Here is a 14051-nt window from a genome sequence, read left to right as displayed (position 1 = left end):
GTGCCCGTGACGCGGGATCCGCCACGGCTTCGGCGGCGAGTTCCTCGCTGCACAACCACCGCGTCTCCGGACAGCTCTCCAGCAGCTCGCCGAGCGGGCTGCGGCCGGTGACGTGGCCGGTGACGCGGCCCCGGTCAAGCACGATGACCGGGTCGCCCCTTTTCGTCTCCTTGATCGATCGACCGTCCTCAGCAGGACAGCAGACGGCCTCCGGGAGAACAATCGGTTTGTTGGGCGGCCTGGCAGTGCCCGAGCCCGGGCCGGCTCGCGGTCAGCGGGAACGCCGGCGGGGTGGCAGGCGCGGCACCACGAGCCGGGGGCGGGCCGCCGGGTTGGGGGTGTGCGGCGGCTGCAGGACCAGGCGCTCCAGAGCGACCTCGATCGCCCGGTCCAGCTGGGTGTCCACGCCCGCCGCGTAGTCCTGCGGAGTGATGTCGACCTCGATGTCGGGATCGGTGCCGTAGTTCTCCACCCGCCAGCCCACGTCGTCGAATGCGAAGGAGAACTCCGGCTGGGTGGTGACCGTCCCGTCGGCCAGGTGATGCCGGGGCCAGATGCCGATCACCCCGCCCCAGGTGCGCTTGCCGATCAGCGGGCCCAGGCCGAGCAGCTTGAAGGTGTGGCTGAAGATGTCGCCGTCGGAGCCCGCCCACTCGTTGGCGATCGCCACCATCGGGCCGCGTGGTGACTCCTCGGGGTAGGGCTCGGGCACGCCCCAGCGGGGGAAGTTGTAACCCCGGCGGCGCCGGGCCAGCTTCTCCAGCAGCAGCGCCGACACGTGGCCGCCGCCGTTGAAGCGGACGTCCACCACGAGCGCCTCTCGGTCGTACTCGGTCAGGAAGCCGCGGTGGAACTCGGCGTAGCCCTCCGGGCCCATGTCGGGGATGTGCAGGTAGCCGATCCGGCCGTCGCTGAGCTCGTGGCAGCGGGCTCGGTTGGCCTCCACCCAGTCGCGGTAGCGGCCAGGCCGCTCGTCGTCGACGGCCTTGACGGTGACGGTCCGCCTTTCGTCCCCGCGCTGGATGGTGAGCTGGACCTCCTGATCGGCCTGGTTGACCAGCAGCTCGTCGGGGCTGACCTCGGTGCCGACGGGCTGGCCGTTGACGGCCAGCACCACGTCACCCGGCTGTACGTCCACTCCGAGGCGGTTGAGCGGCGAGGTCGCCTCGGGGTCCCACCGGTCACCACCGACGATCTTCGCGATCCGGTGGACGCCGTCCTCGAAGGCCCAGTCGACGCCCAGCTTGCCCTGCCGGTAGTGCGGCCGGGGCCGGTAGGCGCCGCCGCTCTCGTAGGCGTGCGAGGTGCCCAGCTCGCCGAGGAGCTCCCACAGCAGGTCGGAGAACTCCCCTCGGGTGGTGACCCGGTCGACCAGCGGCAGGTAGCGTAGGTAGACGCCGTCCCAGTCGAGCCCGGCCATGTCCTCGGTCCAGAAGTTCTCCCGCTGCAGCCGCCAGGCCTCCCTGAACATCTGCCGCCACTCGGCCTCGGGGCGGATGGACACCTTGACCCGGGACAGGTCCACCCATCCGCTCGTCCGGCCCGGTGTCTCGTCGCTCTCAGGCTCCTCGCCCGCCTTGACCACCCGCAGTCGCCTGCCCGCCTGGTAGAGCAACGTGCTCTGGTCACGGCCGAGCCGGAACTCCGACACGTCCCCGACCATGGTCTCCTGCTTCTGCTTGGCGAAGTCGTAGACGTGCAGGGTGCCTTCGGAGGAGTCGGCGTAGTCGTCACCGAGGCTGCCCTCGACGGGGAAGGTCAGGTAGACGGCCTTGCCCTTGATACCGGCGATGCCCTCGTAGCGGCCCTCGGGGACGGGAAAGCCGACGATCCGGTTCTCGATGCCGTCGAGATCGATGACCACCTCGGGCACCTCCTCGTCCTCGTTCTCGTCGTCGCCGTCGTCGTCGTCCGTGAGCGGCCGGGGCTTGGGGACGAAGGGAGACGTGACGTCGGTGCGGAGCGCGATCGCGTAGGGACGGGAGCCCAGCGGGAAGCCCAGATCGAAGTGGAGCTCGTCGTAGACGGGATTGAAGACACGCCGACCGATGAAGTAGAGGTAGTCGCCGCCCGGGTCAAAGGCGGGATGGGCGTCCCGCAGCACCGGCCGGGTGGCGAAGAAGGTCTCGCCTGTTTCGACCCGGCACAGTTTCACCGCCGTCGTCTGCGCGGTGTCCCGGCAGGCGTACGCGAGCCAGCGGCCGTCGGGGGACCAGGCCAGGTCCTCGATCGCGCCGAACACGCTGGAGTCGACGGTCCTGCCCCGTGCCAGACCCTTTTTCCGCCTGGAGGTTCTGGGGGACTTCTCCGGTGTGAGGTCGACCAGGATCAGCTCGTTGCGATGGTTGGCCACCGCGACCAGGTCGGCCGTGGGGGAGACCTCCAGCGCGGTGGCGCGGCCGACCTCGAGGTGGTCGAGCCTGACGGGGTCGGCGGAGCCGTCGGCGGTGAGCACCACCAGCACCTCGCGGTCGCCCTCGTCGCTGGCCGCCGCCATGAGCCGCTCACCGTCGTTGAGCCAGTTCAGCAGCCGGTAGCGCACCCCGTACAGCGCCCCGTGCTGGCGTACCGGACCCTCCCAGGCGGCGAAGGAGAACGCCTTGCCCCGGGTGGTGATGGCCAGGCCACTGCCGTCGGGGCTGAGCGTGGCGCTGTCCAGGAAGTTCTCGGCCGAGGCGAAGCGGCGGTTGAGCTGGGTACGCGAGCTGCGCAGCCGTACCTCGATGGGGCGCGACTCGCCGTCCTCCACCAGGTAGAGCTCGGCCCCGGCGTGGTAGACCAGCCGGTGGCCGTCGCCCGACAGGTTGCGGGCGTAGTAGTCGGCGTGGTCGGAGTGCCTGCGCAGGTCGCCGCCGTTCGCGTCGCAGGAGTAGACGTTGCCCACGCCCTCGTGGTCGGAGATGAAGTAGACCCGGTCCCCGACCCAGCAGGGCGAGGCGAGATTGCCGGGAAGCGCGGTGAGCCGCCGGAACCGCCCGTCGTCGCCGGTCTCGATCCACAGATCGCCCACGGTGCCGCCTCGGTAGCGCTTCCACCGGGCGGGGTCGGCGGTGTTGCGGCCGAGCACGATCCGCGGGCCGTAGGAGATGGTGTTGGCCGGGCCGTACGGCAGGAGCTCGGGCATCCCATCCGGTTCCACCCGGTGCAGCCGGTTGCGGCCGTCGAAGGGCTGGCCCTGGTCGCTGGCGTAGACGATGCCGCCGCCGGGATCCCAGCCGGTGACGCTGGACCGGGCGCCGTGGTAGGTCACCCGCCGGGCCGCGCCACCGTCGGCGGGCATCACGTAGACCTCTTCGGGCCCCTCCTCGCGGCCGACGAAGGCGAGCCGGTCGCCACCGGGGGAGAAACGCGGGTATCCCGCCTCGGCCACCCCGGCGGTCAGCCGGAAGGCCCGCCCGCCGCCGGCGGTGACCATCCACAGGTCGTCTTCGGCGGCGAAGACCACCATGTTGCCGAAGATCGTCGGAAAACGAAAGTAGGCGGGCATCGTGTCACTCCATGATCGGGCGACCGGGTTTCATGCCGGTCGCCCGATCATGATTTCACGTCCTCGGTGGCTAGGAGGCTCGTCCACCCGGGTGGGCGGACCCCGTCTCGGGCAACCTGGTTTCGGGCTGTCCGGCCTCTTTCTTCGCCTGTTTGGCGGAGCGTGTCGCTTTTATGGCGGCCTTCTTGCTCTTACCTGAGCTCTTCGCCGCCTTGTTCTTACTGTCCTTGGTGTTCTTGGTGTCCGTCATCGTTTCCCCCGTTGTGCTTGATGGACGACGCCCTTGATTAGGCACTCAGAGGGGTTTAATACCCTTTACGGGCATCAACCACCCACAATCTGTGCGGTTACGGATGCGGTGCGTGGTCGAGGGCGGTGCCAGTCGGTGCCAGTCGGTGCGTCGAATCATGTGCGGTCCTCGCCGCCGGGGGCTCCGGCGAGGGCGCTCGTCCTCGTAACCGCCGCGCCGGTGTCGCGCACGCCGGGCTCGTCGTAGCGGACGGCGGCGGCCAGGAGTGTGAGGTCGCCTTCGAGGTTGTCCGGTGTGAGCGTGCCACCGGCATTCCGCCAGGCCGGCCTGACGCTCTGCCGACGTCCTGCGGGAGGCGTTGTTCCCGGGGCGGCCGATGGCGGCGATCCGGGCCGCGGGAATGTCGAGATCGCGGAGAAGGCTGGGAATCGCCTGACACCTGAGCCGCGGCCCTTCCGGCCCCGGAGGAGGGCATGATCGCGTGCTTGGATTGCGCCTGCGAAAAGAAGAGGTAAATCGCAGCCCTCAGAACGGATAATGATCTTCACGATTGGGCAGAACGTCGGCACATGGCTTGCGTTCCGGGGAGGTGATGCATGGCCTGGTCACAAGACGAGGAGCGCATGCTGCTGCAGATCGAGCGCCATCTCGTCGATGAGGATCCGCGGCTAGCCGCGCGGCTGGAGTCGTTCAACGAGCGTGTCCAGCGCAAGGAGGGTGGCGGTGGCCGCAAACGCGGCGCCAAGAAGGGCCGGGGGCGTTCTGCCAGGCGCCTGCGCCGTTCGACGGTCATCATCATGTTCAGCTGGCTGCTGATCGCGACGCTGATCGCCACGCTTCTCATCATGGTTCTGCGCCACGAGGCGGCCGCTGCGTTCCCGCTGTGACAACAGCCGTCGCCGGCGGCCCCCTCTGCGGGCCTCCGTGACCGTCGCCGCGATCGCGGCCGTCCGTCAGCCGAGGGCGCGCAGGAAGTCGGCGGCCACCGGGGCGGCGACCGCCCCGCCGCCGGAGCCCTCCTCGACGATCACCGCGAAGGCCAGGTCGCCGCGGAAGCCGATGAACCAGGCATGGGTCTTCAGGTCGCCCTGCGCGCCGTACTCGGCGGTCCCGGTCTTGCCCCGGGTGCCCCGGGGCAGGCCCGCGTCCTTCGCTGTTCCCTTGGTGACCACCGCGGACATCATCTGGTGCATGCCGGGCATGACGGCCTCGGGGAGCGCCCGAGGCTCCGCCTTCTGCTTGATCGAGGGGACCAGGGTCGGCGGGCGCCAGGTGCCGTCGGCCAGCGCGGCGGCCACCGAGGCCATCATCAGCGGGCTGGCGGTGATCCGGCCCTGCCCGAAGGACTCCGCGGCCAGCTCCGCGTCGCTCTGGGCTCTGGGGAAGCTGCCCTTGGCGGCCGGGACGCCGATGCTGAGCTGCTTGTTGAAACCGAACAGCTCCGCGGTGCTCAGCAGCTTGTCGGCGCCCAGCCGCTCCTTGGCCAGGGGCGCGAAGGTGGTGTTGCAGGAGTGGGCGAAGGAGTCGGACAGCGACACCGAACCGTAGGCGGCGTGGTGGGAGTTACGGATCGGCAGGCCGCCTACCTTGACGTCCTTGGGGCAGGTGACCCGATCGCCCGGGTTCATCCCCTCGGCCAGCAGCCCCACGGCGGTGACCGCCTTGAAGGTCGAGCCGGGGGGATAGTTGCCGTCCAGTGCCCGGTTGAAGCCGCCCTCGTTGTTCACCACCGAGAGGATCTCGCCTGTCGAGGGTTTGATCGTGACCAGTGCGGTGGTCTTCTTCAGGTCGCGGACCGCCTCGACCGCGGCTCGCTGGACCCGCATGTCCAAGCTGGTCTCCAGGTTCTGGCCGGCCTCACCCTCGATCTTGCCGAGCGTCTTGACGGTCTTCTTGTCCGCGCCGACGAGTTCGACCTCGGTGTCGGGGGTGCCGGCCAGGCGCTTCTGGAAGGTGCTCTGCAACCCGCTCGCGCCGACCGCGTCGCCGACCTTGTAGGGGACCCCCAGTTTCGCGACGCTCTTCGCCGTGGCCTTCTCCAGGTAGCCGACGAGCTGCTGCACCGAGCCGCCCACGTCGGCGCCGTCGATGCGGGCGCCGTCGGCGGAGGTGATCGCGGCACGCTCCGGCCACTTCGTTCTCAGCGCGAAGGCGGTGGTCGCGGTCAGGTCGGGGTGGACGGCACTGGGCGACCACCTGACCCGCCAGTGCCGGTCGACGACCGCCAGGTCGACGCTGCCGGAGTAACTCCACTCACCGACGTCCTTCAGCTTCAGCGTCGCGGTGTAGGAGGCCTGGCCGGTGCCGTCCCCGGTCTCGCGCACTCCGTCGAGCCGTACGACGGTGTTCTCCACGGCCAGGGCCTTGCGCATGTTGTCGTACGTCGTGGCGAACGTCGGGTCCGGCGCTCCCAGCTCGGCGCGCATGCCCGCCAGGTCGCCGCTCTGCCAGGCGCCGACGAATCGCTGTGCGGTCTCCTCGGGCGTGCCCCTGGTGTGCAGGTACCACCAGGCGCCGCCGCCGGCGGCCCCCGCCACCAGCACGACGGCCGCCGATGTGATCGCGATAGTTCTACCCCGTGCCACGTGATCCCCCCCAGCTCTCGGTGCCCCAGCGCCGCAGCCTAGCGTGACCTGCGCGAGATATTCCGATAAATGATCATTTGTCCTGTGTACGGCTGGGCGCGTAGCTTGTCACGTACTCCTGCCCGGACAGCTCCTGGATCGCGGCCATGATCTCGTCGGTCACCCTACGCCGGTCGCGCGCGCTCGTCTCGGAACCGGTGAAGGTCATCGGCTTGCCGATGCGGACGCTCACCCGGCCCGGCCTGGGTCTCGCGGCACCGATCGGCAGCACCTTGTCGGTGCCCCCCATCGCCACCGGGACCACCGGCGCGCCGGTGGCCAGGGCCAGCCAGGAGACGCCGACCTTGCCCCGGTAGAGGCGGCCGTCGGGAGAGCGGGTGCCCTCGGGGTAGATGCCGAACAGCTCGCCGTCGCCGAGCACCTTCGCCGCCGCGTCGAGCATGTCCTGGGCCGAGGTGGGGCTCTGCCGGTCGATGCTGATCTGGCCGGTGGCGCGCATCCACATCGCGGTGACGGGGTTACCGGTGAAGTACTCGGCCTTGGCGACGAAGCGTACCTGGCGCTTGAGCACCAGCGGCAGGAAGGTCGAGTCGAGGATCGACAGATGGTTGGAGGCCATGATGGCCGGACCCGTGACGGGAACGTGCTCATGCCCGGTGACCGTGGTCGGCCAGAGCAGATGCAGGATCGGAGCGCTGACGGTCTTGGTCAGGCGATAGAGCACGGACTCTCCTCATGAGACGGGTTCACCACACTAGGTGGTGGCCCGACGGCCGACGGTTGTACGCACCCGCACAAGCGGAGCCGCCGGGTTTGTGGCCCTCCTCCAACAGCGTGGCTCTTTTCCGGGGCGAGCCCGACGAAATCCTCCGGTCGGGCCCGGTGAAAAAGAAGCGTCCCGCGAGCCTGGGGGGCTCGCGGGACGCGATGTTTTGGTGCCGATGTGGCGGTCGCCTCCTCGGCGAGAGGCACAACACGGCTCCAGCCGAACGGTATTCCGTGAAGGCGGTAATTTGCGGCCCGGGGGACACAAACCACATCGGCACGATCACTCTAACGGACGTCCGCCGGTGGTTATTCCGCTTCTCCCGTCACCGGCGTGTCAGCTATGGCCGGCGGCCTCCGGTCACTCGCAGCTCACGGTGGGAATCGGACTCCGCCGCCCTCGCCTCGGGAGGAGAAGATTCAAGACTTCTGGTGGCCGGCCGCTGGGACCGCCGGCGCGGCGCCGCGGGGGAGGCTCAGCGGCCGGCCAGCCGGGCCTCCGCACGGGCCCATGGCTCCTCGACCTCTTCGGGAAGGTAGGTGACCAACCGCTCGCTCTGCCGCACCAGGGCGCGGATATCGGAGACCACGCCTTGGGCGCGGGCCTGGACCAGGGCGTTGCCGAGGGCGGCGGCCTCCACCGGCCCGGCGACCACGGGCAGGCCGGTCGCGTCGGCGGTCATCTTGCAGAGCAGCGCGTTGCGGGCACCGCCGCCGACCACGTGCACGACCTCCACCTCCTGGCCGCTGAGACGTACGGCGTCGCGGAGCGTGCGCCGGTAGGCCAGGGCCAGGCTCTCCAGCACGCACCGTACGGTTTGCGCCCGTCCCTGCGGGGGCCGCTGGCCGGTCCGCTCGCAGTAGGTCGCGATCCGGGCCGGCATGTCGCCGGGGGGCATGAAGACCGGGTCGTCGGGGTCGACCACCGCCTGGAACGGGACGGCCTGCGCGGCGGCGTCGAGCAGGCCGGCCACGTCGGTCTCGCCCCAGGTGCGCATGCACTCCTGCAGGATCCACAGGCCCATCACGTTGCGCAGGTACCGGACGGTGCCGTCGAGGCCGCCCTCGTTGGTGAAGTTGGCCAGCCGGCTCTCCTCGGTCAGGACGGGCCTGGGGAGTTCGAGCCCGACCAGCGACCAGGTACCGGAGGAGATGTAGGCGAACCGCTCGGTGCTCGCGGGCACCGCCGCCACCGCGGAGGCGGTGTCGTGCGAGGCGACCGCGGTGACCGGGGTGGAACCCGGCAGCCCGGTCTCCGCGGCCACCTCGGCCAGGAGCGTCCCGGCGGGCGTTCCGGGGTGCCGCAGCTCCGGCAGGAGCCCGGTCGGCAGGCCCAGTCGCTCCGCCAGCCCTCGGGCCCAGTCGCCGGTCCGCACGTCGTACAGGCCGGTGGTGGAGGCGTTGGTGACCTCCGCGCCGACGGAACCGGTCAGCCAGCGGGTCAGCAGGTCCGGGATCATCAGCAGCGTCTCCGCGCGGTCGAGGCCCGGCTCGGCGAGCAGCTGGTAGACGGTGTTGAACGGCAGGAACTGCAAGCCGCCGACCTGGTAGAGCGTGTCGGCTCCCAGATCGGCGACGACTCGCTCCATGATCCCGTTGGTCCGCCGGTCGCGGTAGTGCACCGGGTTGCCGATGAGCCGGCCCGCGCCGTCGAGCAGCCCGTAGTCGACGGCCCAGGAGTCGATGCCGATCGAGTCGACCGGCCCGGCCTCGCGAAGCCCGTCGAGCACCCCCCGATAGAGGGCGAGGATGTCCCAGTGCAGGGTGCCGTCGACCCGGACCGGGCGGTTGGCGAAGCGGTGCGCCTCGGTCAGGCTGATCCGCTCGTCCTCGATCCGCGCCGTCATCACCCGGCCGCTGGAGGCTCCCAGGTCGACCGCCGCGTAAACGCTCATCTGTCACTCACCACTCGTGGTCAGGTGGCCGCCGCCGTTCCGTCCGCCGCTCAGCCGGTGGACTCGCGGGCGACCAGTTCGGGCTGGAACATGATCTGCCGGTGGGCGTGCTCGCCGGGGTTGCCGCACTCGTCCAGCAGCAGTTCGGTGGCGATCCGCCCGAGTTCGTAGGTGGGCTGACGGATCGAGCTCAGCGACACCGCCGAGGCCACCGCGAAGTCGATGTCGTCGTAGCCGATCAGGGCCACGTCGCCGGGCACGCCGACCCCGGCCTGGTGCAGGCCGCGCAGTACACCGAGGGCGAGCATGTCGTTGGCGCAGAAGATCGCCTCGGGCAGCCGCCCGGAGCGGACCAGCCGCTCCGCCGCCTCCTGGCCTGCCCGCGCGGTCATCGCGGGCATCTCCACCGTCTCCAGCGCGGTCGCCGGGGCGAGACCCGCGGCGGCGAGAGCCAGCTCCGCGCCCCGTCTGCGGTCCGCGCACTGCCGGATGGCCGGCGGGCCGGTGATGTGGTGGATGCTCCGCGCGCCGCGCTCCAGCAGGTGGCGGGTGGCCAGCCGGCCGCCCGCCACATCGTCGACGCTCACCGAGCACAGGTCGGGCCGGTACGCCGGATGGTCGACCAGCACCACGCTGATGCCGTGCTCGCGCAACCCGTCGAGCCGCCGGGGATCGTCGTCCGACGGCGTGATCAGCACGCCGCGTACCCGATGTTCGGCGAACACGCGCAGGTTGTGCTCCTCCTTGGTGCGGGAACCTCCCGAGTTGCCGAGGATCACCGCGTAGCCGAGCTCGCTGGCGACGTCCTCGGCGCCCGCGGCGACGTCGGTGAAGAACGGGTTGCCGATGTCCATGAGCGACAGCCCGATGGTCCGGCTGTGCCCGGCGCGCAGCGTCGAGGCGGAGCCGTGCCGGACGAAGCCGAGCTCGCGGATCGCGCGCCTGACGCGCTCCCGGGTCTCGGGGGCGACCCGCTCCGGCCGGTTGAGCACGTTGGACACCGTGCCGGGGGAGACCCCGGCGACCCGAGCGACCTCCTTGATGCCGACGCCGCTCACCTGCTGTCCCCCCTTGACCCGGCATAGATTAAAACGTGTTACACGATGTCGACAAGACCCTACTCAAAGATGACGATGGGCCCACCATCCCCTGCCTGCGTAGTTGTCGTAACGCGTTGGAAACGAGACCTTCACCACCCATTGACAATGTCTGACGCTGCGGTTTAGCGTCCGGTCAGTCTTCTAAAACGTTTTTAGAGCAGGGAAGGGGTGTGGCGCGGTGACCGCACCGGGCGAAGGAGAGGCGCCACTCGGGCCGTCCCCCGGCGGGGCCCCTCCGGTCCTGGCACTGGCCGGGGTCAGCAAGGCGTTCGGCGCCGTGCAGGCGTTGCGCGAGGTCTCTCTGAACCTTTACGCCGGAGAGGCGCACGCGCTCGCCGGGGAGAACGGCGCGGGGAAGTCCACCCTGGTGAAGACCCTGGCCGGGGTGCACCGTCCGGACACCGGGCAGGTCCTGCTGGACGGCGAGCCGGTGGAATTCGGCAGTCCCGCCGACGCCCAGCAGGCGGGCGTGGCCGTGATCTACCAGGAACCCACGATGTTCCCCGACCTGTCGGTCGCCGAGAACATCTTCATCGGCCGGCAGCCCAAGGCCGCGCTCCGCCGCATCGACCGCAGGGCCATGCACGGCCGGGCCGCCGAGCTGTTCGAACGACTCGGCGTGGCGCTCGACCCCGAGCAGCCGGCCCGCGGCCTGTCCATCGCCGACCAGCAGCTCGTGGAGATCGCCAAGGCGCTCTCCCGGGACGCCCGGGTGCTGATCATGGACGAACCCACCGCGGCGCTGTCCGGCAACGAGGTGACCCGGCTGTTCAACGTGGTCAAGGCGCTGCGCGAGCAGGGCTGCGCGGTGCTGTTCATCTCGCACCGCCTGGATGAGATCTTCGAGCTCTGCCAGCGGGTCACCACGCTGCGCGACGGCGGCTGGATCGCCAGCGAACCCGTCGCGGGCCTGACCCATGACGACCTGATCCGCCGTATGGTCGGCCGCGACCTCGACAACCTTTATCCCAAGCAGGAGACCGAGGTCGGCGAGGTCGCCCTCAAGGTCGGCCGGCTCACCCGTGAGGGCGTGTTCACCGACGTCTCCTTCGAGGTGCGGCGGGGCGAGATCGTGGCACTGGCGGGGCTGGTCGGCGCCGGGCGCAGCGAGGTCGCCCGGGCCATCTTCGGAGTGGACCGCTGGGACGCCGGGACCGTGGAGGTCAACGGAGAGCGGCTGCCGCCCGCGTCCCCGACCGCCGCGATGTCCGCGGGCCTGGCCCTGGTCCCCGAGGACAGGCGTCAGCAGGGGCTGGTGATGGACCACTCGATCGAGCGCAACATCGGCATCACCGGCCTGAAGGCGCTGCGCCGTGGCCCGGTGATTTCCCGGGCCGCCGAGCGGGACCGCGCCCGCGACTGGGCCATCCGGCTCCAGCTCAAGTTCAACCGGCTGTCGGACGCGGTGAACGTGCTCTCCGGCGGCAACCAGCAGAAGGTCGTGCTGGGCAAGTGGTTGTCCACCAAGCCCGATGTGCTCATCATCGACGAGCCCACCCGGGGCATCGACGTGGGCACCAAGGCCGAGGTACACCGCCTGCTGTCCCAGCTGGCCGCCGACGGGCTCGCCGTGCTGATGATCTCCTCCGACCTGCCCGAGGTGCTGGGCATGGCCGACCGGGTGCTCGTCATGCAGGAGGGGCGGCTCGTCGCAGAGATCCCGCGGGAGCGGGCCACCGAGGAGAGCGTGATGACCGCAGCGACCGGAGGGACCTCGTGATCGACAGGAACGAGGGCGCCGGAAAGCACGGTGCCCGGGTCATGCGGCGGACGGAGGAAGCCTCATGAGCGCCGTCACCGCCGGGCGGAGCACCCGGAACCTGGTGGACCTGGTCTTCCGGGCCCGCGAGCTGAGCATCGTGGCGGCACTGGCCGTCCTGGTCATCGTGACCGTGGGCGTCAACGGCAACTTCCTGTCCGAGCAGGGCGTCAAGGACATCTTCCTCAACGCCTCCATCCTGGTGCTGCTCGCCGTGGGCCAGTCCGTCGTGGTCATCACCCGCAACATCGACCTGTCCGTCGGCTCGGTCGTCGGCCTGGTGGCCTTTACCGTCGGAGACTTCCTCGCCGCCGACCACAGCAGGGGCATCGTCTTCGCGGTGGTCCTGGGCGTCGGGCTCGGCGCGCTCTGCGGACTGGTCAACGGCCTGCTGGTCAGTTTCGGCCGAGTACCGGCCCTGGTGGTGACGCTCGGCACGCTGTACGTGATCCAGGGCGTCGACCACTACATCGCCCACGGCAGGCAGATCAACGCCGTCGACCTCCCTCCGGCACTGCTGTCGCTGGGCAACGGCACGGTGTTCGGCATCCCGTACCTGCCGATGATCGCAGTCCTGGTGATGCTGGCCGTCGGCTACTACCTGCGCTCCTACGCCTCGGGCCGGGACTTCTACGCCATCGGCTCCAGCCCGGAGGCGGCGGCACTGGCCGGTGTGTCCGTGCGGCGCCGTGTCATGGCGGCCTATCTCTTCAGCGGTGCGCTCGCCGGCCTGGCCGGGGTGCTCTGGCTCTCCCGGTTCGGCACCGTCGTCGCCGACGCCGCCAACGGCTGGGAACTCCAGGTGGTCAGCGCCGTCGTGGTCGGCGGCGTGGCGATCACCGGCGGTGTCGGCACCGTATACGGCGCGGCCCTCGGCGCGCTGCTACTCACCACGATCACCAGCGCGCTGGTCGTGCTCAAGGTCAGCCCGTTCTGGCAGCAGGCCATCACCGGCGCGTTGCTGCTTCTGGCGATCAGCGTCGACCGGCTGCTCGCCCTGCGGGTCGCGAGGGTACTGCGGAGGAGGAACTTCCGAAATGGCTCCTGACGTGAAGTCCGCCACCGGCGCCGCGGACACGGCCGCTCCGCTCCTCGCCGGGCTGCCGGACCGTGGCTCGCCAGGCCGGTTCCTCCGCTGGGACGTGCTGGTCGGCCTGCTCCTGCTGCTCGTCTTCATCGGCGGCTCGGTGGGATCGCCCGGCTTCGCCGGCGTCGACAACCTGTCCTTCGCCCTTGGCGACCTCGGTGAGATCGCGTTGATCGCACTGGCGATGACCATGCTGGTCGTCGCCGCCGAGGTGGACCTGTCGGTGGCCTCCGTGCTCGGCCTGTCGAGCGCGCTGGTCGGCACCCTGTGGGACGCCGGCTGGGCGATCGAGACGATCATCCCGCTGGTGGTCGTGGTCGGGGCGGTATGCGGCCTTGTCAACGGTCTGCTGGTGACCAGGCTGGGACTGCCGTCACTGGCGGTGACGATCGGCACGCTGGCGCTCTACCGGGGCCTGGCCTACGTGGTGCTCGGGGACCGGGCCATCGCCGAGTTCCCGCAGCAGTACGTCTCCCTCGCCGTGGAGGATGTTCCCGGCACCCCGATCCCCTACCCGGTGGCGCTGTTCGTCCTGCTGGCGATCATCACCGGCGTCGTGCTGCACGCCACCGGATTCGGCCGCTCGCTGTTCGCCATCGGCGCCCAGGAGGAGGCCGCGCTGTTCGCCGGCATCCGGGTCAAGCGCATCAAGCTCATCCTGTTCGTGCTCTCCGGCACGGTCGCCGCCTTCGCCGGAGTGGTCTTCACCCTCCGCTACGGCAGCGCCCGCGCCGACAACGGCATGGGCCTGGAGCTGGCCGTCATCGCGGCCGTCCTGCTGGGCGGCGTCGACTTCGACGGCGGCAAGGGCACCCTCGGCGGGGTGATCGCCGGAGTGCTGCTCATCGGCCTTCTCCGCAACCTGCTCATGCTCAACGACGTGTCGACGGAGATCCAGTCGATCGTCACCGGACTCCTCCTGATCATCTCGGTGATCACCCCGCGTCTCGTTGCCGTCATAGGGCAACGCCGGCGCCGCCCGTCACCTGTCCCATCGCCCACACCCCCCGCATCCTGAGGAAGAACAGATGTTCACTGTTTCGCGAAGGTCCGCCTCGGCCGCGGTCATGGCCGGTCTGCTCTCGCTCGGGCTCGCCGCCTGCGGCGGCGGCACCACCAAGGA

The 14051-nt window shown here is 70.2% G+C and carries 9 protein-coding genes; 4 read left to right on the top strand and 5 right to left on the bottom strand.

Features of this window, described 5'->3' with window-relative positions; genetic code table 11:
- Positions 1-271: 271 nt before the first annotated feature.
- Positions 272-3487 carry a S41 family peptidase gene (locus tag ACWD3H_RS46475; RefSeq protein WP_451959623.1) on the bottom strand — a complete coding sequence of 1072 codons (3216 nt, stop codon included), beginning with the start codon at positions 3485-3487 and terminating at the stop codon, positions 272-274.
- An 846-nt stretch (positions 3488-4333) separates the two neighbouring features.
- Here ACWD3H_RS46475 and ACWD3H_RS46470 point away from each other — a divergent pair.
- Positions 4334-4624: a DUF3040 domain-containing protein gene (locus ACWD3H_RS46470; RefSeq protein ID WP_350923712.1), complete on the top strand. Its 291-nt coding sequence runs from the start codon at positions 4334-4336 to the stop codon at positions 4622-4624.
- A 66-nt stretch (positions 4625-4690) separates the two neighbouring features.
- Here the strand turns inward: ACWD3H_RS46470 and ACWD3H_RS46465 are convergent, their stop codons facing one another.
- The 4 genes from ACWD3H_RS46465 to ACWD3H_RS46450 form a co-directional block, all read right to left on the bottom strand.
- The gene (locus ACWD3H_RS46465; protein ID WP_451959622.1) at positions 4691-6322 is read right to left on the bottom strand and encodes a penicillin-binding transpeptidase domain-containing protein; all 1632 of its coding nucleotides are present in this window, start codon (positions 6320-6322) and stop codon (positions 4691-4693) included.
- Between the two features lie 73 nt (positions 6323-6395).
- On the bottom strand, positions 6396-7046 hold the full coding sequence (locus ACWD3H_RS46460; RefSeq protein WP_355557303.1) for a lysophospholipid acyltransferase family protein: 651 nt from the start codon (positions 7044-7046) through the stop codon (positions 6396-6398).
- 517 nt (positions 7047-7563) lie between these two features.
- Positions 7564-8982 (bottom strand): rhamnulokinase, encoded by a 1419-nt coding sequence (locus tag ACWD3H_RS46455; protein WP_451959621.1) that lies wholly within the window; start codon positions 8980-8982, stop codon positions 7564-7566.
- A 50-nt stretch (positions 8983-9032) separates the two neighbouring features.
- On the bottom strand, positions 9033-10040 hold the full coding sequence (locus tag ACWD3H_RS46450; RefSeq protein WP_451959620.1) for a LacI family DNA-binding transcriptional regulator: 1008 nt from the start codon (positions 10038-10040) through the stop codon (positions 9033-9035).
- Positions 10041-10260: 220 nt separating this feature from the next.
- Between ACWD3H_RS46450 and ACWD3H_RS46445 the strand changes: the two genes are divergently transcribed.
- The 3 genes from ACWD3H_RS46445 to ACWD3H_RS46435 all read left to right on the top strand — a co-directional run bounded on the left by ACWD3H_RS46445 (position 10261) and on the right by ACWD3H_RS46435 (position 13946).
- Complete coding sequence (locus tag ACWD3H_RS46445; RefSeq protein ID WP_451959619.1) at positions 10261-11802, top strand: sugar ABC transporter ATP-binding protein; 1542 nt, start codon at positions 10261-10263, stop codon at positions 11800-11802.
- A gap of 64 nt (positions 11803-11866) precedes the next feature.
- Positions 11867-12889: an ABC transporter permease gene (locus ACWD3H_RS46440; protein ID WP_355568932.1), complete on the top strand. Its 1023-nt coding sequence runs from the start codon at positions 11867-11869 to the stop codon at positions 12887-12889.
- The gene (locus tag ACWD3H_RS46435; protein WP_451959618.1) at positions 12879-13946 is read left to right on the top strand and encodes an ABC transporter permease; all 1068 of its coding nucleotides are present in this window, start codon (positions 12879-12881) and stop codon (positions 13944-13946) included. The genes ACWD3H_RS46440 and ACWD3H_RS46435 overlap by 11 nt, the downstream gene beginning before the upstream one ends.
- The last annotated feature ends 105 nt before the right edge of the window (positions 13947-14051 follow it).

It is taken from the genome of Streptosporangium sp. NPDC002607 (assembly GCF_053592655.1).
The sequence above is the reverse complement of the archived record's forward strand: the minus strand, read 5'-3'. Positions and strand labels throughout refer to the sequence as shown.

Coding starts and splice junctions, on each gene's coding strand:
- ACWD3H_RS46440 (WP_355568932.1), top strand. CDS start 11,867: ATGAGCGCCGTCACCGCCGGGCGGAGCACCCGGAACCTGGTGGACCTG.
- ACWD3H_RS46470 (WP_350923712.1), top strand. CDS start 4,334: ATGGCCTGGTCACAAGACGAGGAGCGCATGCTGCTGCAGATCGAGCGC.
- ACWD3H_RS46435 (WP_451959618.1), top strand. CDS start 12,879: ATGGCTCCTGACGTGAAGTCCGCCACCGGCGCCGCGGACACGGCCGCT.
- ACWD3H_RS46455 (WP_451959621.1), bottom strand. CDS start 8,982: ATGAGCGTTTACGCGGCGGTCGACCTGGGAGCCTCCAGCGGCCGGGTG.
- ACWD3H_RS46475 (WP_451959623.1), bottom strand. CDS start 3,487: ATGCCCGCCTACTTTCGTTTTCCGACGATCTTCGGCAACATGGTGGTC.